General features: G+C 46.5%; 23 protein-coding genes. 14 read left to right on the top strand and 9 right to left on the bottom strand.

Annotated elements, in window-relative coordinates; all coding sequences use genetic code 11:
• Window positions 1-50 precede the first annotated feature (50 nt).
• Window positions 51-572, top strand: a complete 522-nt coding sequence (locus QUA00_RS08350; protein WP_333145394.1) for a DNA-binding response regulator — start codon at window positions 51-53, stop codon at window positions 570-572.
• Between the two features lie 337 nt (window positions 573-909).
• Here QUA00_RS08350 and QUA00_RS08345 read toward each other — a convergent pair whose 3' ends face one another.
• Window positions 910-2,343, bottom strand: coding sequence for an MFS transporter (locus QUA00_RS08345; RefSeq protein WP_333409308.1), 1,434 nt, complete (start codon window positions 2,341-2,343; stop codon window positions 910-912).
• Window positions 2,344-3,222: 879 nt separating this feature from the next.
• On the bottom strand, window positions 3,223-3,363 hold the full coding sequence (locus QUA00_RS08340) for a hypothetical protein (protein ID WP_333108289.1): 141 nt from the start codon (window positions 3,361-3,363) through the stop codon (window positions 3,223-3,225).
• 125 nt (window positions 3,364-3,488) lie between these two features.
• Here QUA00_RS08340 and cbiD point away from each other — a divergent pair, with 125 nt between their 5' ends.
• From cbiD to QUA00_RS08310, 6 genes are all read left to right on the top strand, one after another.
• Window positions 3,489-4,646, top strand: a complete 1,158-nt coding sequence (gene cbiD / locus QUA00_RS08335) for a cobalt-precorrin-5B (C(1))-methyltransferase CbiD (RefSeq protein WP_333145404.1) — start codon at window positions 3,489-3,491, stop codon at window positions 4,644-4,646.
• A gap of 335 nt (window positions 4,647-4,981) precedes the next feature.
• The gene (gene guaA, locus QUA00_RS08330; protein WP_333145396.1) at window positions 4,982-6,595 is read left to right on the top strand and encodes a glutamine-hydrolyzing GMP synthase; all 1,614 of its coding nucleotides are present in this window, start codon (window positions 4,982-4,984) and stop codon (window positions 6,593-6,595) included.
• A gap of 360 nt (window positions 6,596-6,955) precedes the next feature.
• Complete coding sequence (locus QUA00_RS08325; protein ID WP_333054638.1) at window positions 6,956-7,171, top strand: hypothetical protein; 216 nt, start codon at window positions 6,956-6,958, stop codon at window positions 7,169-7,171.
• Between the two features lie 244 nt (window positions 7,172-7,415).
• Window positions 7,416-7,964: a hypothetical protein gene (locus QUA00_RS08320; RefSeq protein ID WP_333409307.1), complete on the top strand. Its 549-nt coding sequence runs from the start codon at window positions 7,416-7,418 to the stop codon at window positions 7,962-7,964.
• Entirely contained in the window at window positions 7,954-8,067 is a 114-nt protein-coding gene (locus QUA00_RS08315; protein WP_333308263.1) for a hypothetical protein, read from the top strand. Before QUA00_RS08320 ends, QUA00_RS08315 begins: the two co-directional genes overlap by 11 nt.
• Window positions 8,068-8,397: 330 nt before the next feature.
• Window positions 8,398-8,799 carry a hypothetical protein gene (locus QUA00_RS08310; RefSeq protein WP_333409306.1) on the top strand — a complete coding sequence of 134 codons (402 nt, stop codon included), beginning with the start codon at window positions 8,398-8,400 and terminating at the stop codon, window positions 8,797-8,799.
• Window positions 8,800-9,344: 545 nt separating this feature from the next.
• Here the strand turns inward: QUA00_RS08310 and QUA00_RS08305 are convergent.
• Window positions 9,345-10,280: an isoaspartyl peptidase/L-asparaginase gene (locus tag QUA00_RS08305; protein WP_333308239.1), complete on the bottom strand. Its 936-nt coding sequence runs from the start codon at window positions 10,278-10,280 to the stop codon at window positions 9,345-9,347.
• Window positions 10,281-10,352: 72 nt separating this feature from the next.
• Window positions 10,353-10,508 carry a DUF2256 domain-containing protein gene (locus tag QUA00_RS08300; RefSeq protein ID WP_006631540.1) on the bottom strand — a complete coding sequence of 52 codons (156 nt, stop codon included), beginning with the start codon at window positions 10,506-10,508 and terminating at the stop codon, window positions 10,353-10,355.
• Window positions 10,509-10,896: 388 nt separating this feature from the next.
• On the opposite strand from QUA00_RS08300, the gene QUA00_RS08295 reads away from it, so the two are divergent.
• The 5 genes from QUA00_RS08295 to QUA00_RS08275 all read left to right on the top strand — a co-directional run bounded on the left by QUA00_RS08295 (window position 10,897) and on the right by QUA00_RS08275 (window position 15,412).
• A complete protein-coding gene (locus QUA00_RS08295) occupies window positions 10,897-11,973 on the top strand; it encodes an RNA methyltransferase (RefSeq protein WP_333409305.1) in 1,077 nt (358 codons plus the stop codon).
• Between the two features lie 201 nt (window positions 11,974-12,174).
• Window positions 12,175-12,318, top strand: coding sequence for a hypothetical protein (locus tag QUA00_RS08290; RefSeq protein ID WP_333145401.1), 144 nt, complete (start codon window positions 12,175-12,177; stop codon window positions 12,316-12,318).
• Window positions 12,272-13,858: a serine hydrolase gene (locus tag QUA00_RS08285; RefSeq protein WP_333145402.1), complete on the top strand. Its 1,587-nt coding sequence runs from the start codon at window positions 12,272-12,274 to the stop codon at window positions 13,856-13,858. Before QUA00_RS08290 ends, QUA00_RS08285 begins: the two co-directional genes overlap by 47 nt.
• A 65-nt stretch (window positions 13,859-13,923) precedes the next feature.
• Window positions 13,924-14,319, top strand: coding sequence for a hypothetical protein (locus QUA00_RS08280; RefSeq protein WP_333289283.1), 396 nt, complete (start codon window positions 13,924-13,926; stop codon window positions 14,317-14,319).
• Window positions 14,320-14,746: 427 nt separating this feature from the next.
• Window positions 14,747-15,412 (top strand): DUF1295 domain-containing protein, encoded by a 666-nt coding sequence (locus QUA00_RS08275; protein ID WP_333409304.1) that lies wholly within the window; start codon window positions 14,747-14,749, stop codon window positions 15,410-15,412.
• A gap of 354 nt (window positions 15,413-15,766) precedes the next feature.
• On the opposite strand, the gene obgE is transcribed toward QUA00_RS08275, so the two are convergent.
• From obgE to QUA00_RS08255, 4 genes are all read right to left on the bottom strand, one after another.
• A complete protein-coding gene (gene obgE / locus QUA00_RS08270; protein ID WP_333409303.1) occupies window positions 15,767-16,807 on the bottom strand; it encodes a GTPase ObgE in 1,041 nt (346 codons plus the stop codon).
• 691 nt (window positions 16,808-17,498) lie between these two features.
• A complete protein-coding gene (locus tag QUA00_RS08265) occupies window positions 17,499-18,395 on the bottom strand; it encodes a Mo-dependent nitrogenase C-terminal domain-containing protein (RefSeq protein ID WP_333409302.1) in 897 nt (298 codons plus the stop codon).
• A 418-nt stretch (window positions 18,396-18,813) separates the two neighbouring features.
• The gene (locus QUA00_RS36775; RefSeq protein ID WP_445305724.1) at window positions 18,814-19,455 is read right to left on the bottom strand and encodes a class I SAM-dependent methyltransferase; all 642 of its coding nucleotides are present in this window, start codon (window positions 19,453-19,455) and stop codon (window positions 18,814-18,816) included.
• Window positions 19,456-20,597: 1,142 nt separating this feature from the next.
• Window positions 20,598-20,909, bottom strand: a complete 312-nt coding sequence (locus QUA00_RS08255; RefSeq protein WP_278187374.1) for a 30S ribosomal protein PSRP-3 — start codon at window positions 20,907-20,909, stop codon at window positions 20,598-20,600.
• 177 nt (window positions 20,910-21,086) lie between these two features.
• Between QUA00_RS08255 and QUA00_RS08250 the strand changes: the two genes are divergently transcribed.
• Window positions 21,087-21,875, top strand: coding sequence for a TIGR01548 family HAD-type hydrolase (locus QUA00_RS08250; protein ID WP_333409300.1), 789 nt, complete (start codon window positions 21,087-21,089; stop codon window positions 21,873-21,875).
• A gap of 256 nt (window positions 21,876-22,131) precedes the next feature.
• Window positions 22,132-22,368, top strand: a complete 237-nt coding sequence (locus tag QUA00_RS08245; protein ID WP_333409299.1) for a hypothetical protein — start codon at window positions 22,132-22,134, stop codon at window positions 22,366-22,368.
• A gap of 731 nt (window positions 22,369-23,099) precedes the next feature.
• On the opposite strand, the gene QUA00_RS08240 is transcribed toward QUA00_RS08245, so the two are convergent.
• Window positions 23,100-23,918 carry a tetratricopeptide repeat protein gene (locus tag QUA00_RS08240; protein ID WP_333409298.1) on the bottom strand — a complete coding sequence of 273 codons (819 nt, stop codon included), beginning with the start codon at window positions 23,916-23,918 and terminating at the stop codon, window positions 23,100-23,102.
• Window positions 23,919-24,363: the final 445 nt, after the last annotated feature.

The following is a 24,363-nucleotide window of genomic DNA, read 5'->3' as shown; positions in this document are numbered from 1 at the left end:
ATTATCAATTTATGCTACCATTACGTTAGCAATTTCCACCAAGACTAAAAATGGTTACACGAAAACCTACTAGAAAGGATCTATTTGCCGAAGCTGCCCAAACTTGGGACTTGAATCGCATCTATGAACTATTTACCGAAGCTAAACGCCGCATTTTCCCCAACGCCCGCCAAGGGCTCACTGATACAGAAAAATTATATTTGCGTGGTCTTTTGTGCAATTTCAGCCCTAGTGATATTGCGCGTCAATTGTCGAAAAGTGCTAGGGGGGCTGAGGTTTATATGTGCAAAACTCTCTATCAATATTTTAAGGGTATTCCTGAAACTCCTAGTGATGATGTTGGTAATTGGCGCAATGTTCATCAATGGTTGGATAAAGCTGGTTATAAAGTAGATTTATCGGGTGATTCTACTGTCGGTAGGTCTTTACCAAAAGACGCTAAAATACATATAACTGATATTAATTTTTTTAATGACAATAATAATGCAACAATTTCTATAGATATCAATATTAAGTTATCGTTTCCTTCAGATGTGACAAATCAAGGTGAGGATAAAATAGCAAATGATTAAAGATAAATTTAGGAAAACAACGTGAAACAGGCTACATTTAAAGGGTTTGGGGAACGCCAAAAATGAGAATGATACCAAATCCGGTCTTGTTACCCCCTGTATGATTCGGCGGTTGAAACCGCTACTACAAAAACGAAGTCCGCCTCCGCAGACTAAGAAATAAACGGGGTTTTTAACTCGGATTTGATATGAAACAGCCTTGGAGTAAAAAAGGGGATTTGGTATAACTAATCCGACTTTTCCCCAGACACCAAAATTCCGATCGTGAAATCGTAATTTTTTTAACAATGTGTGGGCTTTTCTGGTTTCTCGATCGGCAAATTTGTGCGAAAATTTCCTAGCCCCGGTTAAATTTGAAACGTCCAAAAGTGGGGACGATCGACCGCAGCGACTGGCTACGAGGTTCTCGCACCAAAACCAAAGGCAGCAAGCCTACCAACCGCACAGCAGCCGAGAGGGCAAACAGTGAACCCAAACTCATGCCCGGAAGTTCGGCAAGAAAGCCGCCGACGGTAGTTCCCAAAGCCCCAGCTACTCCCGCAACCGCTGCGGCGATCGCAAAATAAGTCGAAGGTTGCTCGATCGACGCTATCTCCATTTGAATATTGTTAGTACACAGCCCGATCGCCCCTAAAGTCGTTCCCCCCAGCAAGTGCAGCAGCGGCAGCCACACCCACACCGCAAACGGGTAATTCCCCGTACCCAACCACAGCAAAGGCGTTAGGGCCACCACCAGCCCAACCGCAATTAGCAGGGGGCGATTTCCCCAGCGATCGGCCAACTTACCCCAAAACATCAGCAGCAGTAGATTTGCGCCGGAACTCAAGCTGGTGTAAATCGTTACCAAACTCACATCCAAGCTTAAATCTTTCAGCAGGTAGATATTAAAAAAAGGCGCGCTGAGATTAATAGCAAATGTCCACACACTGAAGTAAAGAATAAACATTAAAAAATTATAATCTTTCAGCACAGAAGGCACAAAATCTGTTATTTTTTTTGCTTTTTTCTCTGTAAGTCGATCGCTCTGTGTATCTTTTTTGTATACCTGGGGATTCACATCAACCATGAAGGATTGACAGCCCAAACTAATCATTCCCGCCAAAACACCCACCAATAAAACAATACCGTAGCCCACAATTGGACCGCCGTCCCAAGTTGACACTCCCAATCCCATCAACGGCACTCCCAGCAAAGTGATGAGGCTGACAGCACTGTTGCGAAAGCCAAAATAGCGTCCCCGCAAGCGCTGAGGAACCACAGCAGCCATCCAACTGAACCAGCTAGAATTGGCAAAAGCTGCCAGCACGCTAGCTGCTACGACTGTTACCAGTGTCCAGTGCAGCAGTTGGTGGGGATCTGCGTGCTGGGAACCCCAAACAATTGCCACCGCCAGCACCAGCCACAGCAGCCGCGAAACGCTGAATACAAATAGGTTGTACCAGCGGCGGCTGGTTGTCCGGTCTGCGATGTAGGCTCCTAATGGTTGCAGGAGATTTACCACCATCGGAATAGCAGAGAATATACCTATTTCCACGCTACTGGCGCCGAGTTGCAGCAAGAAGTTGCTCAGCAGCACGCCACCGGTCGCCGACTCGAAGACAGCGGCAAAAACGCCGTCTAGAGTTGAGGCTTTCAGGGTCGATCGAACGTCTTTTTTGGAAAATTTGATATCTGTTTTTGGAGATAAAACGAGCTGAGATATTTGATTGTCTAGTATTTCAGGAGTCGGAAGAGATAGAGGTTCATTTAACTCTGCAACTGGTTCAAACATAAGTAATAGGATTTTAGTCGTAGATTAAAGAATTGCCCAATCCTGGTGTGGCAAGGGTTTGAGGCTGGCCGATCGTTAAATTATTTTTCACGCGCAGGTGTCAATAAAATTTAATCTTTATGCTCAAAATTTCTGAGCTAGCCTCTTAAGATAAAACCAGCCCAGCCTTCAAGGTGTGAGCTTGAAAGCTAGACTGGCACTTCCGGGTAATGGTTATTAATATAGATGGCAAGCGATCGCTGGGACATCAACCGCTTGGGAGATTTGACACTCCCCAGCCTAAAGGCGTAGGGATTCTTAATTCATCGACTGACCTTTAAGCGCTATGTCCTTTCGGCACTTCTTAAACCTTTCAACCGTACAAAATACCAATTGACGAGTTCAACTCACAGCAACCCCAGAGGGTCTATCTCCAAAAGCGTACTAGGATATTTACCTAGAGTTGGGGTATGCCCTACCCTACTTAACAACACTAAATAGTTTGTTTCTGTGGTTAAAGGAACTGTGTTAAGCCCCTAGCTGTTTAGAGAGTTTTCGCCGCTCTTTGTCCCCCGGTTTACGCCTGAAAGTGTGTCGTTAACTGTTTTTATGCACTCCGGGCGCAGGAGTCTAACCTTGACAACTCTAGTATACTAGAAATTTCCTGACTTTTAGGAAGGGATTTAAGAAATTAAAGCCGTCCTAGAAGGACAGGGTTTTAGACCCAATTTCCTTGATAAATTTGCCAGTTGTAAAAAAGTAGGTTTTAGGGCTTAACAAGGAAGCGATCGCAGCATTTCGCCTGCCAAAAATAGCTCGAGTTCGGCCTCAAACAACTCCTCCCAAGGGCCAAAACAATTTTCGCCCCAGATCCTCGACTCGGCTCTCAAACCTTTACGGCTAGCTAAATATTGTGAAAAGCGCCCGCACCGGCCCGTAAGCCTTCGGAGTCGGTTGTTGGCGATCCTCTAGGAGAGTTCCGCTAACGCACCTCAACAAAAGTGTGGCTGCGATCGGCAACTGGCAGGACAAAATTATCACTTGACAAAATTTACGCTAACTGATAATAATAGCAAACCCTAGAATTAAACTTAAATGTTTGAGGGCTATCAGTGCTAAGGCGTGATGTCGATCGCCCGCAAACTTACAGATTTCTGCATTTGATCGTGACTAAAACTCAACCTTTATCGGGGTATACGTTGCCAGTATTTGCCTGTGCGGCTGCACTTGCAGCTTTGCGGTGCTTGCGTGAGGGTATTCAGTCTCTAGATAGCGTATCAGTAAATTTACTGGAACCGCAAATAACGGCAGAAATTCCGATCGAACAGGCGTCTGTACTCAAAACTGGTACGGCTTTAGGCGTGACTCGCTCCGATCCGGGGGACAATCTCGATCTGACTCGCAATACCCCCGTTTGGGCAATGGTGGAATTGGGGAATTGGGAAGAGGGAGAGAGGGAGAGAGAGGGAGAGAATCGGGGAGAGGGAGAGCAGATTGTGATTCTCGGCGGTGAAGGTATAGGGCGTCACACAGTCGGTGGAGGGGCGGCGATCTATGATTACGCAATGCGGCTGCTGCGATCGAATCTGAGCCTAGACCTCGCACCGTCCGAAAAAATTACTGTCACCCTGATTCTGCCGTCAGGGCGCCAACTAGCCACCCGCACTTCTAACGAAGCTTTCGGCGTGGTAGAAGGACTTTCGCTGCTGGGTACAACTGGCATTTCTCAACCGCTGAGTGCCCCTGGACAGTTGGAAGTTTACCGCGAACAACTGCAACAAAAAGCCGAACTGTTTGACTGTTTGGTTTTTTGCATCGGCGAAAACGGCTTGGATTTAGCGCGACAACTGGGGATTAATCCTGATAGGCTCGTCAAAACCGCTAACTGGCTCGGCCCGCTGCTGGTAGAAGCAGGATATCAGGGCGTGCAGTCAATTTTGCTGTTTGGCTATCACGGGAAACTGATGAAATTGGCGGCGGGGATTTTTCACACTCACCACCACCTCGCTGACGGGCGCAGGGAAATTCTCACAGCTTACTGTGCTAAAGCTGGAATGCCCGCCGATGCGTGTTCCGCAATTTTTGCCGCAGCGACAGCCGAAGAGGCTCTTGGGCAACTGCGGGCTTTAGACGCCGAGTTTGGGAGCAATTGGGTCGATCGAATTTACGGCGACATCGCCCGACAAATAGACTTGCGCTCATCGGATTGCATTTTTACTCACACTAACTTGCAAATCCCCGTGGGCTCGGTCATGTTCGGGCGCGATCGCAAAATTATTGTTAAAAGTGATATAGGAGATACATTTTTGACTCAAATTTGTTAATCTAGTGTGAATATCCCTGAATTCTGTTTAAAACATCGCTCAGGGATAATATTTAACAAGTAATAATTCTTTGTCCCTAGACCTTAATTATACTAGGTTGCTTCGGGACGCAGTTTTTGAAGCAATAATTCTATTAATTAGGGTAAGGCTCGAAGTAAATCTATGCTTGCCCTGTACCCGATTAATCGACTAACATCGCTGACTGCAATCTAGTATGAATAAGATTTATTCCTAGCGACTAATGGTTCCTCGCCTTCCTTAGAATTGTACTGAGACCGCGACAGATACCTCCGCTACTTTCGACCCAATTAGCAATTAGCAATTACGCAATAACCGTGACTACTCAAATAAAAACTGAATCAGACCTCACAAACTCTTCTCTGGGGAAGATCGATCGCCAGATGATCGTGATTCTCGACTTCGGTTCGCAATATTCCGAACTGATTGCTCGTCGCATTCGCGAAACTCAAGTATATTCCGAAGTTATTTCTTACCGCACTACTGCAGAACAGTTAAAAGCTATCAATCCTAAAGGAATTATTCTTTCAGGAGGGCCGAGTTCTGTATACGATGAAAAAGCACCCCAATGCGACCCAGAAATTTGGAATTTGGGAATACCGGTGTTGGGAGTGTGTTACGGGATGCAGTTGATGGTAAAGCAGCTCGGAGGCACGGTTGAGCGCTCTAAATTAGCGGAATACGGCAAGGCATCGCTATTTATTGACGATCCTACGGATTTGCTGACCAATGTCGAAGAGGGAAGCACGATGTGGATGAGCCACGGAGACTCCTGTACTCAACTGCCGACGGGTTTTGAGATCCTCGCCCACACCGACAATACTCCGTCTGCTGCTGTTGCTAACCACGAGAAAAATTTGTACGGGGTTCAGTTTCACCCAGAAGTAGTTCACTCGATCGGGGGAATAGCTTTAATTCGCAATTTTGTTTACCACATTTGCGAGTGCGAACCGACTTGGACGACTGCTACTTTTGTGGAGGAATCGATTCGGGAAATTCGAGAGCTAGTCGGAGAGAAACGAGTTTTGCTTGCTCTATCCGGTGGTGTAGATTCTTCTACTTTGGCTTTCTTGCTGCACAAGGCGATCGGCGACCAACTTACCTGTATGTTTATCGACCAAGGGTTTATGCGGAAGTATGAACCAGAACGGTTGGTAAAATTATTTAAAGAGCAATTCCACATTGATGTTGAGTATGTTAATGCTCGCGAACGCTTTTTAGCTCAACTTGAAGGGATTACTGATCCTGAAGTAAAACGCAAGCGGATTGGTCACGAGTTTATCAACGTATTTGAAGAAGAATCGAAGCGTCTAGGCCCCTTCGACTACCTGGCACAAGGTACTCTTTATCCTGATGTGATTGAGTCGGCTGACACTAATGTAGACCCGAAAAGTGGCGAGCGAGTTGCTGTTAAAATTAAAAGCCACCACAACGTCGGCGGTTTGCCGAAAGATTTGCGATTTAAGCTGATTGAACCGCTGCGAAAACTGTTTAAGGATGAGGTGCGAAAAGTCGGCCGGTCGATCGGGCTTCCCGAAGAAATCGTCAACCGACAACCTTTCCCCGGCCCGGGATTGGCGATTCGGATCATAGGAGAAGTTACCGCAGAGAGACTAAATATTTTGCGGGATGCTGACTTCATTGTTCGCCAAGAAATTAATCGGCACGGATTGTACGGTGAACTTTGGCAAGCTTTTGCAGTTTTGCTGCCGATTCGCAGTGTAGGCGTGATGGGCGATCAGCGCACTTATGCTTACCCGATCGTCTTGCGATTTATTAAGAGTGAAGACGGGATGACGGCTGATTGGGCGCGGGTTCCTTACGATTTGTTGGAACTGATCTCGAATCGGATTGTGAATGAGGTTAAGGGGGTGAACCGGGTAGTTTACGATATTACTTCTAAGCCACCGGGAACGATCGAGTGGGAGTGATTTGTAGTTAGCGATTAGGTAGGCGGACTAATTTTTTGTCTGTCTACTTATTTTGATTTTGGATAAAAGGGCGATTCCCCATATTCCGCCCTTTGACTCTCACATTTAGGTATTTTTGACCAAGCCATGAGGTTTGCGTCAATTTTGAGGGAATTCCCAGTCAACAGTGGCTCAAAGGGCAGAATGTGGGTTCTAATTGTTCCAGCGCTGCATTGGTTTCAATGTTGTGACTTCGATCACTGGTAAGACGGACTTGGTTCACCGAAGATTTTCAGTATTATCACGGAAAAAAACCAGCACCATCACTTGCTCTTAGGAGAAACCACGAGATGATTAAGGTGTCGAGTTCAAAACAATCCCATGTATCCAGTTAATCTTCTCCCCGGCGCTATCAACGAATTAATTGCCACTGTCACCGATACTCACCGCGTTACCAAGGCTGACCGCTACGGGATGATGGCCGCCATCCTCGATGAGTCTATCAGTGAAGAAGAACGTGGCTCACTCGATCGTCTGATTCGCTCCCTGGTCAAAGGTAGGATTCAAGTCAGTGATGAACTCTCCATCGTCTCGTAAGCAGAAAGCTCGTTAAGAACTCGACACTCTACAAGAGCTTTCGATTGGGAAAGTTTAAAGAAGTCACTGATACAATTTTCTAGAAAGAGCTTTTTGTATAATGCAGTTTTGACATAGACAATTAGCCCTTCCCGATGAATACGAAGAAACCGACCCCTGGTTTCGGCATCATCCGGCAACTGAACTTCCTGTTTGGGAGGATGCAGGAGGGCTGACACCCGTAGAAAAGCGGCATCTCTGTGGCTTGCTGTGCGGCTACAGCCCAGCCGAAATTGCGGTTTTTCTCAACAAACAAATCAAAGGTGTAGAAGTTGATTTGTCAAAAACTTTGTACAGATATATAGAATTATTGACAAATCGGCCCCGAAATGCTCTCAAAAATTGGAGAGATGCGATCGACTGGCTGGAAATAGCCGGATATAAAACGCAGCCAAAAACCTCAACCGGCGCCATATTAAAAGCTACTCTCCACCATTCAGACAGGATTTTGTCTGCGGCTATCAGTCCCGACGGACAATTCCTCGCAACGGGTTCTGAGGATAGTACAGTGAAAATTTGGAGTTTGCACAGCGGGGAACTGCAGCAGACGATTTTCGGACATTCAACAGCCGTGTTGCTAGTGGCTTTCAGTCCCGCCAGCAAAACGCTGCTGACACGATCGCGCGCGGGCACAGTCAAACTCTGGAACCTGCAAAACGGCGAACTGCTGAAGCGTTTGGCAGAGGTGCACCGCCACGAATCCGTCGCCGTTACGCCATGCCTGTGGGTTTTATCTAGGATCTATTGGTCATGACACCATAGCTATTCAGGCTTATCTGGGACACAAGAATATTCAACACACTATTCGCTACACGGAGTTATCGCCAGACCGCTTCCAGAATTTCTGGCTCCACTGAAACTATTTTTGGTTCAAAATCTCTACAAATCAATGGTTTCAACTGCCTTGCTTTACAAAATTTTACAACCTGTCCTCTTTGGCGCGTATCCCGGCTGAACCCCATTGAGACTGTGGTTTAATTAATGTCTAAAAAGTTACCCAAATTTTTTTTGCTTCTTCTAAAAAGCTTTTACAGCAATGGTTTTAGCCTATCTTGCCTCTGGTAACAGCTTCGCTAGCTCCTTGCCACCCTGCAATTTTCTTGACATCTTCCTTAAGGAGGAAGTATATTTGTTTATGTTGTAGTAATGCTACTTCGGTTTTTACTAATATCCCTCACTAGACTCTAATGATGAAAAATCTATACAGCTTGCCTTCCTTGACAATGAATTATTCAGTTCCAATCGCTAAAATCCTTCAGAGTTTAATGGTTGCTACGGCCTTAGCCTTACCACTATCCGTAATGACAGCAAAGAGTGCTTTAGCTGAAACTTACGTGTTTAGTATTACTAACAAAACTGCTACTAATATAACAAGCTTTCATACCTCTCCCACGGGAGTAAATGATTGGGAGGAAGACCTTCTTGGTATAGATATACTGAAACCTAGAGCATCTACAAACATAAGTTTTACCGACACGAGGAATGTCTGTACTTACGATATCAAAGCTGTTTTTGATGATGGGGAAGAAGTTATACAATATAAAGTTAATCTTTGTACAGAAGGAAACTTTACGTTCACCGGCCAATAACGCAAGTTGCTAGTTATACGAAGCGGTTTCCGAGCGCGTAGGGCCTGTCGTCGGGCGCTACGCGCTGTCAAGCTGTTCAATAAATCGCTATAAGATGCTTCGCTTGAGTCATTTAAGCAATACAATTGGATCTATAGCCTTTCTCAGTAACATGAGGTGCTCATAGGGCATAGGGCATAGGGCATAGGACATAGGACTCGCCCCCATACCTCACCACGCTTGAGAACCGCTATGGGATTGCTGATTCTTGTAGTACAGTCGTTGCCACTGCTTTTTCTCTAGGCTTACCTACGGCAATTGTTGACTCAGATTCATTTCTCTTACTCCCTTTTTTTCATTTTACCTCTCTCTATATTCTTTGGGCGGGAAGGGAGTAAGGATCTGCAGATGAATTGTATGGAAATGGGACGGCGCCTTGTCATGAGTGTGGGTAATATTTATTCTGATGTCGCCAGATTTGATATAAAACTAAGGCCGATGGAGATACCCGAATTATTCCAAAAGTCGGGTATCTGAACCGCATACTGACAATTTATATCGCCCTTTTAAGCAATAAAAATCAGCGTTCCCTTGCTCATTTCCAAAGTATCGCCCATTTGCATACCATTGTGAAAAGCACCCAAAATCACCTCGCTAGTTTTGCCAAAAGCGATCGCACCGCTAGCATCAATTCCAATTGCGCCAAAATCCCGTTGACGTTCGTCAGCTTCAGCAAAAGAACGCTCAAAAGCAGTTTTCAAACTCAAACCATCCGTTACCCGAATCACAATTCGCGCCGCCAAACACTCGTCCATAATGTGCTCGCCAATCCCCGTACAGCTTACCGCCGCACTCCCTGCCGCGTAATTTCCCGCCGGCATCGCCGAGTCGCTAACCCGGCCAATGCGCTCAAAACCCTTGCCACCAGTCGAAGTCCCAGCAGCCAAGCGTCCATGCACATCCAAAGCTACGACTCCGATCGTACCCATACCGGCCGGTTCGGCAACCACATCAGCCATTGCTTTGCTAAAATTGCCTTGGCGTTCCTGCATCCACTCGTGCAAACGCAAATCCGTCATCGGATCGTAAATCGGCAATTGAAGTTCTCGCAGCAATTCCGCCGAACCAAAATCAGAGAGAACCCGATCGTCCGAATTCTGCAAAAATTGAGCAAGTTCGATCGGATGTTGAACGCGAGAAACATTAATCGCCCCGCTGAAACGCTGCATCAAACCGTCCATCAGCGAAGCACTCATCCGAATTTGACCGTCCGACTGCACTACAGAACCAGTACCGGCATTGAATCGCGGGTCATCTTCCAACAATTGGCAGCCCCGCACCACTGCATCTACGGCACTTGCACCGTCTTTCAGCAGCGGATAAACTTCCTCCAAAACATCGTAAAGCGATTTCCGCACCGCCTCAATTCCGCCTTTACTGTGTAGAGAACTGCCGGCACCGCCGTGAATAACTAGCTTTGGTTGCACTTGTTGCGATGCCATAATTTATAACCTAATAACCTAAAATTTTTCCTTTGCAATCTTAGCTTCGATCGAGCAACTTGCCCTAAATTCTTAATCTTGAGCCGCCAAACGGCGGCGACGACAACGTTCGGAGCAGTATTTGACCTCATCCCAGCAGTCCGCCCATTTTTTGCGCCAAGTAAAAGGTCGATCGCACACCGGGCACATTTTTGTCGGTAAATCAGATTTCGATCGTTGCTTTGCCATGCTAATTTGGAAAGTATATTACTAACTCACATCTTGTACCATTTTCAGGAACAGGCAAGATGCCTGTTCCACAAGAGTTGAATTTGATTGTGGAACAGGCATCTTGCGATTATGAACAGGCAAGATGCCTGTTCCACTCATAGTTGAATTTGATTGTGGAACAGGCATCTTGCGATTATGAACAGGCAAGATGCCTGTTCCACAACAGTTGAATTTGATTGTGGAACAAGCATTTTGCGATTATGAACAGGCAAGATGCCTGTTCCACTCATAGTTAAATTTGATTGTGGAACAGGCATCTTGCCTGTTGCTAAGGAAACAACCTGCATCTTGCCTGTTGCTGAGGCCTGTTCCACTCATAGTTAAATTTGATTGTGGAACAGGCATCTTGCCTGTTGCTAAGGAAAAACCTACTTTCTGCCAAACACCTCCCCAAATAAAAATGCTCGCAACGGCCGACGCCAACATCCGAATAGTCTTAGTCGAACCTGCAGGCCCATTGAATGTGGGTTCAGTGGCCCGCGTCATGAAAAATATGGGTTTGCACCAATTAGTTTTGGTAAATCCCCAATGCGATTATTTAGGGGAAGAAGCCCGACTGATGGCTGTTCGCGCCGCCGACATATTGGAAACGGCTAAAGTAGTCGAGAGTTTGCCCGCTGCTTTGGTTGGGTGTGTCAGAGCGATCGCAACTACAGGGGATGATAGTCGATCGTTGCCAACACAACTAGAAGAACCCGCAGATGCCTTGCCTTGGCTCCTAGAAGCCCCCAGCGCCCTAATTTTCGGCCGAGAAGACTGCGGCTTAACCAATGCCGAATTAAACCGCGCTCAACGCCTGATCCGCATTCCCAGCAGCGATGCCTACACATCTCTAAATCTCGCCCAAGCCGTCGCTATCTGCTGTTACGAACTATACCAAGAAGAAGGAAGAAGGAAGAAGGAAGAAGGAAGTTCGGCAACGGATTCTGTAACGGATGTAACGGATGTAACGGATGTCAGTCCGAGGGAAGTCGGAAGAGGGAAGAAGGAAGAAGGAAGAGAGAAGCAGGAAGAAGATGCCTCGTTCCCAGGCTCAGCCTGGGAACGCATATCCAGAGGCTCTGCCTCTTCAATACCCGATGCCACAGATAATTTATCAACTTGTTACCAAGAAAAACTTGCCACCAGTCAGACAGAAAATCCCTCAATTCCCCTCCCCAGTGCTCCCTTGGAAAATTTAGAGGGATATTACCAGCAACTAGAAACGCTGTTACTCAAAATAGGATATTTGCAGCCGCACACAGCAGCAAGCCGGATGGAAAAATTTCGGCGTTTGTACAACAGGGCTTATCCGACAGTGGATGAAGTCGCCATGCTGCGGGGCGTCCTCCGCCAAACACAATGGGCAATCAAAAGTTACCCACGAGAGGCAAATTCTGATACTCTGGATGGAGCGTTGCCGGAAAATCGAACGGAGCGCTAGGAGAAATGCTGATAATTGGGGATGTGAGATTGAGGATTTTTTTCACAGAGAACTTTCCTGCACCCAGTTGTCACCTTCGTAACAGGGTTTCTTGACTAAAAACCTAAGCTTTGCGATAATTAGCGGGCCATAAACCCGGTTGCTGATACCATGCAGCGTCTGGGGTAAATCTAAAATCTAAAATCTAAAATCTAAAATTGATTGGCTGACAAGCTGAAAAATCTTAAACTTGAACTTTACATTAGTGATGAAGGAGTAAGACGTGGCAGAGCGGTTTCCCAAAGGATCGATATTATCGGTGATATCCTCGATATCCTCTCCCAACTCCGGCTCAAAGCAGCCTAAGTCCGGCAAAGCAAGTCAGTCTGGCAACTCCGGCCGCCGCCGCCCTCCCCAACCGCAAAACGGCAACCCAGAAATTCGATCGCCCGAACCTGCGACTGTGCCACCGCAACAAAGCCGCGGCAGCAGAATTGGAGCCAATTCTCCCACATCTTCGGAAGAATTTACTACACAAGACTTTTTATCCGATCCTCGATCGGCAATTAACCCCAGAAAACCCAGAACCAGCAAAACTCCACAGTCGAAGACTCGCCAACCACGCAAAAAAGGCCTCGCTGCTGTCGATATGTTCGAGTTTCCGAACCCGACTCTGGAGCGGGAAAATGTGAGTGCGATCGCCAGCAATCCCAACAACCAGCCCCCAACAGCCACTCCCCCTACCACCCGTGGAAGTCTTCCCAGTTCGCCCCCAGTTCGCATTCCAGACACGGTAATCCCCCCAGATGCCAAAAAACCCCCCGTGCCTAAACCGCGCCCACAAGCGAGCCAGAAGCCGGGTAAACGACCAGCATCTGCGAGCGTGCCGCCGTTGGTGTATGCTACTCGCTTGCTGATTTTGGGAGTTGGGATAGCGGTGATTGGCGGGACGCTGCTGTCGGTGGTAAATGCTGTGAGTCGAGCATCCACTGTAGCGACAGAAGAACAAACCAGCACAGGGCAGAACAACCCAGCCGATAGCGCATCTGCGGCACCTGCAGCCCCAGAAGTGCTGCAACTGAATCAAGAATTAGCGGCTTTGAAAACGCAAGTTCAGGTTTTAGCAACAGAAAATTCTAGTTTGACAGCCGGAATATTTCTAGTCGATTTAGATACTGGAAGCTACCTAAATTTTAATGGCGATACTGCTTTTGCTTCAGCTAGCACAATTAAAGTGCCAATTTTAGTAGCTTTTTTCCAAGCAGTCGATGAGGGCAAAGTGCAGTTAGATCAGATGCTGACTCTGAAGTCGGAACACATTGTCGGCGGTTCTGGGGATATGCAAGACGAATCTCCGGGCAAGAAGTATTCGGCTTTGGAAGTGGCCCAAAAGATGATTGTTGTCAGCGACAATACAGCGACAAATATGATGATTGAGTTGTTGGGAGGTGCTGAGGTTTTGAATCAGCATTTTGCAAATTGGGGTTTGAGTACCACGGTTCTGCGTAATAATTTGCCAGATTTGGAGGGAACTAATACTACCAGTCCGAAGGATTTGATTAATATCATAGCCCAGATCGATCGGGGTAATTTGGTATCGGTGAAATCGCGCGATCGCATTTTGCAAATCATGCGCCAAACTAGAAATGATTCTTTGCTGCCGAAAGGTTTAGGCGAAGGTTCAGTTATTGCTCACAAAACCGGAAACATTGATACACTGCTTGCGGATGCGGGGATGGTGGATTTGCCGAACGGTAAGCGTTATTTAGTGGCGGTGATGGTGAAGCATCCGCCGGAAACGGAAAAGCCAGCTCAAACATTGATTCGGGAGATTTCTCGGATGAGTTACCGCTATTTGTACGGTGGGGAAACGCCAGCCGATTCACAAGTGAAAATTAAAAATTGAAAATTTAACCGGGTTTTTTAGGGCAAGTGTTGTAGACTTTATCAAACTATAAATCAGTTTGTATTATGAAACTAAACATTCGACTTGCTTGTCTGGTAGCGCTTTCAACTTTAGCTGTTGGAGTCTCCCCCGCCTTGAGCAATCCTGCTCCTGAATATGAAACCGACGGCGTGACAGTGATTAACAATAATATCGAACTCAATCGGGCAAAAAACTTAGCCCGTCAAGCAGCAGAAATTGCTAATGGGGGTTTAGGCAACTATCGAGCTGAAGCTTCTATGCACGGTACTTCTAAGGAATCGCCGTTTGTTGACAATGGCGATGGAACTTGGACTTTTACTTTTAAGGGTAACAAGCCTGGTTCGTCTGTCTATACTGTAGAAACGGTTGTTACGGTTTCTCAAGATGGGAGGGTGAGAGTCGATTACAACGGGCGAATCCGCGAGTCAAGCGGAATTTAACAATACTTCGGACTTACTCATCGGTAATCAGAAACCGGGTTTTTCAATGATGGGGAGTGGGGAGTGGGGAGTGGGGGAATGTGGAATTATTGGCCTTGACTTTATCATTCCCATGCAACCGGAAACGATATGAACTTGTGAAATAGCGATCGCCCGATTAGAGAAATCCTTGATTAAGCTTTCGTCGCGGGCGATCCGCGCAACATTCTTTCGGTACTGAGATCGCGAGCAATTTTCTTTGTTAAGCCGAGAGCCGGAGCTGTCAAATAAACGAATGAGGGCACTCCGGTCACGCTTTCAAGTTGCTTGTTACCCCGTCAGGCAAAATAGAAGCAGGTTGATAAGTTTGCTCGTGATAAGTAGTTACATCTAAAAAAATGTAATATAAAGAGAGATAGAGTTTACTAGATATATCTTAACAAAAGCTATGAAACTGAAGCATTTTATCAATCTGCACAAAGGACTCACCTTTCCATTTGTTTTGACACTGATGTTCATTTACCAAAATTTTAATTTTGGTGCTTGGGTTTATTTGGCTCTGCACGGTACTTATGGTTTGTTGTGGCTGCTCAAAGACCAGATCTATCCAGATAAACAGTGGGAACAAGAAATCTCTGTCGGAACGGGAATATTAGGCTTTGTGTTACTTAGCCTCTATTGGATAGCACCTTTTATTTTGATTAGCAGCGGCTCACAACCACCTCTGCCGTTAGTGGCAGCAGCAATTTCCCTAAATATTATCGGTGTCTTTCTACACTATACTGCTGATGCACAGAAGTATTACACCCTTAAGTACCGTTCGGGACTAATAACTGAAGGATTTTTTGCCCGATCGCGCAATACGAATTACTTAGGAGAAATCCTAATCTACGGAGCGTTTGCGATGCTAGTTCAGCACTGGCTACCTTTTTTAATTCTGGCAGCTTTTTTTGCTGGTGTTTTTATTCCTAACATGATAAAAAAAGATCGTTCACTCGGACGATATCCTGAATTTGCCGACTACAAAATTCGGTCTGGACTTTTACTACCTCGACTATTTGTATCGACATATCTCGAACAAAAAAAAGACTGTTTAGAGGAGAAAGTTGGTTAAAAATGGTAATTTAGGGCGTTGCGGAATTACAATATGAGTTGATGAGGGATAATAAGGCGAATTTTTAGGAAATGCCCTGAATGCTGCTCAACTCATATCCGCAAAATAAGATAAAGCTTCTAATAATAAATTTCCCGCCTTTGCCACACAGCATTAGCGATTGCCCCATACCCCTTTGGGAACTTTAACCGTCACGCTTGTAGGCGATTTAAAGCAGTCGGTAGATACTTTTAAACGATCGTTTTTTTCAGCATAGAGGCTCAAACCCTTGCCGCACAAGCCATACAGCCGAAAGATTTGACCCCTCAAAAAAACACCTACCCATTCACGGAAATTCCAGGAACCCGAAAGCGATTAAACACTCGCGACTGCTAACTGTTCTGCCGCCTCTTTCTCGTTCATCTCGTCGAGTTTCTGCCAAACTTGCTGCATCAATTCATCCAATCCAACTCTACTAACGGCAGAAATCAACAAAACAGGAGCGCCGCTAATTTCTTTAATTCGGCTGATTAAATTACCAATTTCTTCGCTTTCGAGGTCGATCGCATCTACCTTATTAAAAGCCAAAATCTGGGGTTTATCGGCTAAACCACGCCTGTAAGCCTTTAATTCTTCCTGAATTGTGACGTAATTGGCGATCGGATCTTCATCGGTAATATCGATCAGATGCAGCAATAACCGAGTTCGTTCGATGTGCCGCAAAAACTCGTAACCCAAACCCGCGCCTTCGTGAGCCCCCTCAATTAATCCCGGAATATCAGCAAAAACAGTACCGTCGCCGGTCGGTTTTCTGACTACGCCCAAATTCGGGACTAAAGTTGTAAACGGATAATCTGCTATCTTGGGGCGAGCCGCAGACAAAGCTGAAATTAAGGTGGATTTGCCAGCATTCGGCATCCCCAGAATTCCCACTTCAGCTAATAGCTTCAATTCCAAACGCAAAAATTTGTGTTCTCCTTCTTTTCCCGGCATCGCATAATCTGGAGCGCGGTTAGAATTGGTCAGAAAACACTTATTCCCCAAACCGCCTTTGCCGCCTTTGGCTACGCAAAAAGTCTGTCCGGGCGTCACTAAATCTGCTAAGATTGCCTGAGTTTCCGCGTCGTAAACCACTGTACCGCAGGGAACTTCGATCGTGCGATCGTCCCCACCGGCACCAGTCATATTTTTCGGCGCGCCCCGCTTCCCGTCATCGGCTTTAAAAATCCGGTTGTACTGAAAATCTAGCAGCGTTTGCAGGCTTTCCACCGCCACCATATACACGGAACCGCCTTTGCCGCCCGTCCCGCCAGAGGGGCCGCCCGCCGGTACATACTTTTCTCTGCGAAAAGCTACCATGCCGTCGCCGCCTTTGCCGGCTGCGACTTGAATATCTGCTCGATCGATAAATTGCATAATTTAGTCAGTAGTCAATAGTCAGTTGTCAGTTGTCAGTTGTCATATCATGTCCGATCGAGCGATTAAAAGGGCGGGTTTTTGAGATTGTCAATTATTGGCAAATATTTTTCGTGAACCCGCCCCTACCTTATTAGGGGTAATCGACCGGACATCATATCAGTTGTCAATTGTCAATTGTCAATTGTTAGTTGTCATTAGTCAGTAGTTATTATTATACCCGATCCAAGTACCATATTGCTCTTTTTCTTTAGCCCGGGTCGGCGGACGACAGCCAAGTTTAGTGGCTATTTACAGTTGCCGGAAAAATATAATTTTACCAATTCTGAAAAGTAGTGCAGAGCCAGAGATTGTACGCGAGCATTTGTAGGGAAACGGCAATGCCGTGTCCGGCTCCTAAATCGGCGACTTTTAATAATTTGTAAAGATTGAGGATTGTACTAAAACTTTTGTTGAATTAGTATTATCAAAGCAGATTTGATATTAGCAGGACTCACGCACAAAAACTGAATAAACCCGGTTTTTCTACTGGGGCGGATGGGTGTAATGATGTTTTTTCGTAGAAAAACCAGGTTTTTGCGTTCAGGACTAATAGTAGTCATTGGTTAATAGTTACAATCATTAATCCAAAATTTCACAAGAATGACTAATGACTAATGACTAATGACTAATGACTAATGACTAATGACTACTAACAATATGAGGATATATCTTCCTTACATTCATCTGCCAAATAGCAGAGAGCTCGAAAGCGCATCCCGACTAACTGTTCGTAAAGCGGGTTAATCTGGCACATCGCCGGAATGTGGACGATTTTGTGACCAAATAACACGACATCTCGCTCAAACGGACACTGGGGCGGAATAATTTTACAGACAAAGTGTGCCACTTTGGGGTCGTGAATTTCCCAGGCGTCAAGCCAGTCTTTGACAGGCTGCAGGACATTTTTGTGGTGAGGTTTAGGTAGCCGAGATGAAAGCGGTGTTCCGGCGACGGGGGCGACATTCGCATCAAAGACGATTTGGCTGCTGGGCCCCTGCGGATCATCGCACTTGCTGTCTTCGATGGTGTGTCGCAGAGCTTCGATCGCCTCTACATTGTGCCCCAAAGCTGTGCAAAACTTAGAGATTACCTCGTCTTCGCTGAGCGAGTAGGTACCGTCTGCCAAAGCTACCATGACTGCTGTCCTCAAAAAATCCTCGCCTTTGGCGGTGTCTTTCCCTAACACAGCGACTAATTCCTCTGCGGTAATGGGTTCAAAACCCTCCTCAAAAGATACCGGGTGTAGTTCATCCTGAGTTAGATTTGCAATCATTTTTTGCTCGTCTTCGTCAAAGTTGCCGTCTGCCCAAGCAATTGTCAGCAATCCCCGCAGCCAAGCAGTAATCTCTTCATTGGTGCAGGAAGATTTAGCGTTACTCATTAGCATTTCCACTTGGATGTACCAGTCAATTTGTTCGTTTACAGCGGACTCAATATTCCCCTCCCAATAATTTTTACTGGTTTTGTGGTCGATGGATGATCTATTTGTGGAAGGTTTGTGCCCGAAGATTGCTCCAAACGCTTGTAGTGGATGTGTTAAAAGCATATTTGTTTTTCAGCAGCATCGCTAACTAGCGAGCTAATCTATTGGTTAATCCTATTCCCTAAAAAGTCATCTATCGGGAGGAATAGGTTTGTTGAATTCATCTTAACTCTAGTTGCACCCATTGAGATGACGATCGACTTTTATTCAAGCCCGATTGCCATTAGCCACCCAATTTTTCGCAAGAAATAAAAGGTTGGCAAGCGTTGGATCTAATCAGACACTGGGTTTGTCACCCAGAGGCGATCGAACTTCGCTCTCTTTACATTTTAATATATATTTTTGTAAATTTTTCTGTCCAGGCTGGACAATATTAACAGCGAGCCGGCTTTAAGCTGTTGAAATAAAAATATCTGAGGAAACTGTTACTGCCTGTTAACAGTTATGATTGCTGTGTCCGCCTAAAAATGACCGATTTTTTTTAACTTCGGCGACACAAAATCCAGCGCAATTCCATTGGCGGGCGTGCGTTTGCCATCGGGAAGACATCTCGACCGGTGGCCCAACTGGGAAACCAAGGCGTCGGGGGCCAGGCTCCTTCCGGCAGGTGGTGGCGTTCGTACTCAAACACCAATTCATCGGATATTTGGACTAAGGGCAACCCTTCCATTGCGGTGGCGAGTTCTTGGGGTGTAAATAAAGTAGACCAGGAGAGTTGGGCAACTTGTCGCACGAGGGCATCAGGCTGGTAGTCGCCGACGGTTAAAAACGTGCTGAACAGCAACAAGCCTCCGGGAGACAGGGAATCGCACATTTTAGCGAGGAAAAGCCGTACTTGATCGCTGTCTCGAAAATGTGAGATGACTTCGGCGGCAACTGCTAACTGGTAGCGGGCCGGTTTCATCCGCATTAAGGGGTCGAGCACGTCGCCTTCAGTCACTGTGACGGGAAGGTTTTCGGCTGTTACTGCAGCTTTCAATTGTTCTGCAAAAGCTGGGGCTAGTTCGATCGCATCTACAGAATAGCCCAATCTCGCCAGCGGCAAGGTATTGCGGCCGGTACCAGCCCCCACGTCCAAAATCCGCACTCGATCGGGTGTACCCAATTTAGCAGCCGTTGTCATCAATTTTGCATCGGGATGAGAACCGAAAAGCGGAGGTTCTCTGGTGTCTACCCAGCTTTTGTACTGTTCTCCAACTGTTGAGGTAGTAACAATGACTTTGCAGGCTAAACCGGTTTGTGGCGGCTGTACTGATTCGTATTGCAGGATCAGCATCGATGCTGTGGAGGTGCGGTAGCCTTGTTCTAACTTGGTGGCTAAAAGCTTGCTGAGTTCGTCTCTGCGGTCTTCGGGCAGGGGTCTGTCGAGAGTGCTAAATAGCTTTTCTATCGACTTGACATAGTGACTTAGCATTCCCGGTACGCAGGGGAAAATTAATTCTCCGCGAGCATTTACGCGGGTATTAATTTTGTAGAGGATAGCTTGCTGGAGAATGTCGGGATTTACTACCAGCGGTAGCTGTTCGGTCTGGTTGATTGTACTTTCGGCGCCCATAGATTCCGCGAAGAGGTGATTAGTTGTTAGTTGTTAGCTGTTAGTTGTTAGTTATTAGTTATTAGTTATTTGTTATAACTCACATTTTGCACCCTTTTCAATAACAGGCAAGATGCCTGTTCCACTAAAGAGTAGATTTTCTTCTTGTGGAACGGGCATCTTGCCCGTTCAAAAAGCTTATTGACAATGGTACATTTCAGTTATAACTCACATCATGTCCGAGCGATTGACCATAATATCCCGGCAGGGCGGGTTTTTGAGATTGTCAATTATTGGCCGATATTGTTGGTGAACCCGCCCCTACCTGATTTCGGGTAATCGACCAGACATAGTATCACATCTTGCACCCTTTTCAATAACAGGCAAGATGCCTGTTCCACAAAGAGTAGATTTTCTTCTTGTGGAACGGGCATCTTGCCCGTTCAAAAAAATCTATAAGCAGCGCGTCAAACCACTTTTCGCGTAAGTATTAATTATCAAAACAACGCCGATTTTAGAGCTTTATTTTCAATAAATCTCAAATCGACCAAGCCCAAAACGCGAGTAGGTTCCAAAATCGGAGTCACTATCAAGATAAGCTGTAGCGAATTCAAATTTTATCTTTCACGGCGAGGTGGAAAAAGCGTCTAATCCTCTCGCCTTCTCCCCTCTTTCCTTCCCCTTGTCAGCCATAACAGGCAATGTATATGGGTAGCAACTACAAGCTGGGCTTAGTTGCTGCCGGTAAAAGTCACTTGGGGGAATCTTGACTGAGCTTCAGTCATCGGGCGCCGTCTGCCTTCCTCTTGCCAGTAGTTGATTACTTCTGTGGCTTGGTTGAGGATTTCGACGCGATCGTTGTCAGCAATCCAGTGTTTGGCTTCGAGTTCGTTTTTGAGGTCTTCCCAGGCATCTTTGCGAGGCCAGAAAAAGTAGGATGTCAGCGGGCTAGTTCCTTTGCCGACAACTTGGTCAACGGCGAGGGCAACATTCTCTTCTAGCCAGAGAACTTTTAAGATGAACTTGGACAAGCAAACCTCCAGGGTTCCGATCGAACTTGTTAAAAATTTCTACAATCGCTAAGCGTAGCACACTCTGTTCGATAATTGGTCATCGGCTATGAAAAGTTTTGTGGCGCGGCTGGTTTTAGCGCCACTCAGGGGCTGGGAACCGATAAAATTTGGGTTCTCGCCCGCCCTAGGTACAAGGATGGTTAAATCGTGAACAGAGTTATTTTAGTCTTCGACATTGACGGTGTGGTGCGGGATGTGTCCGGTTCCTACCGGCGGGCGATCGCCGATGCGGTGGAACATTTCACGGCGGGTGCTTTTCGCCCAAATTCTCTCGATATCGACTCTCTGAAGTCTGAGGGTGTGTGGAATAATGACTGGCAGGCGTCTTTCGAGTTAGTTTGCCGTTATTTTGAGGGGATTGGACGATCGAGAAACGAACTCGCTGTCAACTATGACGAATTAGTGGCTTTTTTCCAAAGTCGCTATCGCGGGCCTGACGAGGAAAATTGGACGGGTTACATTTGCGATGAACCGCTGCTGTTAAGTTCGGCTTACCTGGAAAATTTAACGGGTGGGGGCATTGTTTGGGGCTTTTTTAGCGGGGCGATGCGGGATGAAGCTGCTTATGTTTTGTCAGGGAAACTGAGTTTAAATTCCCCGGTGTTGGTGGCGATGGAAGATGCACCGGGAAAACCCGATCCGGCTGGACTTTTCGCGGCAATTGAACAGTTGGAAACTCTGCACGGTTTAGAAGAAAATTTGCCCGTGATTTACGCGGGAGATACTGTTGCGGATATTTACACGGTTGTGAAGGCGCGGGAAGTGCAACCAAATCGCGTTTGGCTGGGGGCTGGAATTTTGCCGCCTCATGTTTTGGATGATGCTGGGCGCTGTGAGGCTTATGCTGCGGGGCTGGAAAATGCGGGTGCTGCAGCGGTTTTTAGGAATGTTGAGGAGTTGACGGCTGCGCGGATTTGGGAATTAGTCAGTTGTTAGTTGTCAGTTGTCAGTTGTCAGTTGTCAGTTGTCAGTTGTTAGTTGTCAGTTGTTAGTTGTCAGTTGTCAGTTAACTAATAATCAATAACCAATGACAAACAAATGTAATTTTGTTAAAAAATTTTGCAGCTTATTCTATTGACAAGTAAATGTAGTTTTGTTACATTTATTTGTCAATTTTTGCATCGTTGAGTTGACAATATCTGCTGCGGCGGCTTAGTACAGAGTAGAGGTCAATCTCTAGGAGAATGCAACTATGTTAGTTTCGCGATCGACTGATAAACAACCTACCCTGGAAGAAACTCGGCAACTAGAAAAGCTCCAAGCCCAAATCGAGCGAGCTGTTGCTAACGGCAAGATATCTAAGCAAGAAATGGAAGACATTAAGAGAGCAATTTGTGCGGACGGAAAAGTTACTGTGGAAGAACTGGAACTGTACAGAATATTGGTGACAGATAGGATTGTTGCTGGAGAAGTTGAATACGAGTTTTGAGAAGAGAATTCAACGGAGGAAACGGATTTAAGGGATGAATATTGAGGAAATAAGAAACCTGCAAGAAGAGTTTGAATTGTTCTTCAATAGTTTATTTCCTGCTATAGAGATTCTAAATGAATTGTGTAATTGTTGTAGGGGCAAACCCCCCGTGGTTGCCCCGATCCGTCGCAGGGCTGTTTCATTCTCTTGTAGGGGCAATCCCCCCGTGGTTGCCCCGATATCTGAAACGACAACCAAGGAGAAAATTCATCGCCACCCAACAGGGCAATCCCCCCGTGGTTGCCCCGATATCTGAAACCCCTACCCGCTCGTCTATGGGCTGGGCGGGCACGGGGAGTAGGGGTAGCACCGCCCCTACAAAACCCTGGTTTTCCGTAGGGGCAATCCGACCCCTACTCCCCGTGGTTGCCCCGAAACAGCCCTGCGATCCGTGAGGGCTAGGCACGGGGAGTAGGGGTAGCACTACCCCTACATATAGCAATCCTAAATCATTTGTAAAAATATGTAGGGGTAGTGCCCCCGTGCCTACCCCCTATCTATCGGGGCGGGCACGGGGGCACCGCCCCTACAAGAATTACACGAATCATTTAGGATTGCTATATTTGTACAACTGATGGGAGGATTGCTATAGCTTAGGATGATATTTGGCAATTCTTTGGAGCATCCCTTTTAGGAATTATACCCCACAATCATGGGGATGCTCGCAATTTTTTATTGGCGTTTTGAGATTATTTCAAGTGCAAGAATTTGTCTAATGCACTGACTGCAAGTGGCGGCCAGCGGCGGTTATTGGCAACCCAATCGAGGTCTTTGTAGCGGGAGTCGAGGCCGATCGCTGCTACCCAATTACTCTCTGCTTCGCCGCGATTTCCTGTTTCCCAAAGACAGGCGCTGAGGGCGGCTCTCATGTCGGCAAATTGGGGGTATCTGCGGACGATGTTTTTCATGTTGCGAATTGCTTCTTTGGTTTGCCCGTTTTGATAAAGTGCGAGGGCGTGGTTGGCGCGGGCAAAGGCGTATTCGGGGGCTAGTTCAAAGGCTTTGCTGTAGTCGGCTATTGCTTGTTCCCATTTTCCTAAACCTGCTTCGGCGTTGCCTCGGTTGTTGTAGGCGGCTGGATCTTGGGAGTCTAATTCTAGTACATGATTGTAGTCGGCGATCGCCTCTTCCCAACGTCCTAAACCTTCTAGGGCGGTGCCGCGGTTTAGGTAGGGATCGGGGGCGTCGGGTGCTAGTTCGATCGCTCTTTCGTAGTCGGTAATAGCGGCTTGTAGTTTGTTTTGGCTGACTCTAGAGTTGCCTCGGTTGCTCCAAGCGGCGGCTTCTAAGGGAAATTTGTCAATGATTTGAGTCCAAAAAGTTTCTGCGGCGGGAAATTTGCCTTCATTTGTAGCTTCAAAAGCTTTTTGAACGAGTTCTCCCAATTCCTGTTGGGGATCGGTGATATCTGTTGGTTGTACTTGGGCGGCAACGGGTGCGATATTTCCCAACCACACTAACCCGGTTACAATTAATACTGTAAAAAATGTGAAAAGTGGGCGAATCATTGTTGTTGGTCGTTTAAACTTGACTAAGCATATTATTAACCGAAATTGCGGGCGTTGGTTAGAAGATGTTTGAAAAGTCTCGGCGACTTAAGTCGCAGCTACACAGACAAAACCTGCCTCCGCAGGTTCGGGATTTGGTTTAGGCGGCGTAGGCGGACTTTGGTTGGGTAGTTGCGGGTTTAACTGATATCATGTGCGATCGATTGACAATAATATCCCGGCCGGGGCGGGTTTTTGAAATTGTCAATTATTGGCAGATATTGTTGGTGAACCCGCCCCTACCTGATTTTGGGCGGGAAGCGGAGGGAATCGACAAACCCGCCCGACCCCACGAAAAGTCCTCTTATTGATATTGCTGCAAGATGTCTGTTATAACTGAGATATTGTACCATTCTCAATTAGCCGTAGGGGCGGGTTCGCCAACAGCCTTAAAGCTTGCAAATAG

The organism is Microcoleus sp. T2B6 (genome assembly GCF_036700475.1).
Taxonomy (GTDB): Bacteria; Cyanobacteriota; Cyanobacteriia; order Cyanobacteriales; family Microcoleaceae; genus Microcoleus.
This window is presented reverse-complemented; position numbering and strand designations above follow the sequence as displayed.

Coding starts and splice junctions, on each gene's coding strand:
- QUA00_RS08350 (WP_333145394.1), top strand. CDS start 51: ATGGTTACACGAAAACCTACTAGAAAGGATCTATTTGCCGAAGCTGCC.
- QUA00_RS08345 (WP_333409308.1), bottom strand. CDS start 2,343: ATGTTTGAACCAGTTGCAGAGTTAAATGAACCTCTATCTCTTCCGACT.
- QUA00_RS08325 (WP_333054638.1), top strand. CDS start 6,956: ATGTATCCAGTTAATCTTCTCCCCGGCGCTATCAACGAATTAATTGCC.
- QUA00_RS08310 (WP_333409306.1), top strand. CDS start 8,398: ATGATGAAAAATCTATACAGCTTGCCTTCCTTGACAATGAATTATTCA.
- QUA00_RS08305 (WP_333308239.1), bottom strand. CDS start 10,280: ATGGCATCGCAACAAGTGCAACCAAAGCTAGTTATTCACGGCGGTGCC.
- QUA00_RS08300 (WP_006631540.1), bottom strand. CDS start 10,508: ATGGCAAAGCAACGATCGAAATCTGATTTACCGACAAAAATGTGCCCG.
- QUA00_RS08280 (WP_333289283.1), top strand. CDS start 13,924: ATGAAACTAAACATTCGACTTGCTTGTCTGGTAGCGCTTTCAACTTTA.
- QUA00_RS08275 (WP_333409304.1), top strand. CDS start 14,747: ATGAAACTGAAGCATTTTATCAATCTGCACAAAGGACTCACCTTTCCA.
- obgE (WP_333409303.1), bottom strand. CDS start 16,807: ATGCAATTTATCGATCGAGCAGATATTCAAGTCGCAGCCGGCAAAGGC.
- QUA00_RS08265 (WP_333409302.1), bottom strand. CDS start 18,395: ATGCTTTTAACACATCCACTACAAGCGTTTGGAGCAATCTTCGGGCAC.
- QUA00_RS36775 (WP_445305724.1), bottom strand. CDS start 19,455: ATGACAACGGCTGCTAAATTGGGTACACCCGATCGAGTGCGGATTTTG.
- QUA00_RS08245 (WP_333409299.1), top strand. CDS start 22,132: ATGTTAGTTTCGCGATCGACTGATAAACAACCTACCCTGGAAGAAACT.
- QUA00_RS08240 (WP_333409298.1), bottom strand. CDS start 23,918: ATGATTCGCCCACTTTTCACATTTTTTACAGTATTAATTGTAACCGGG.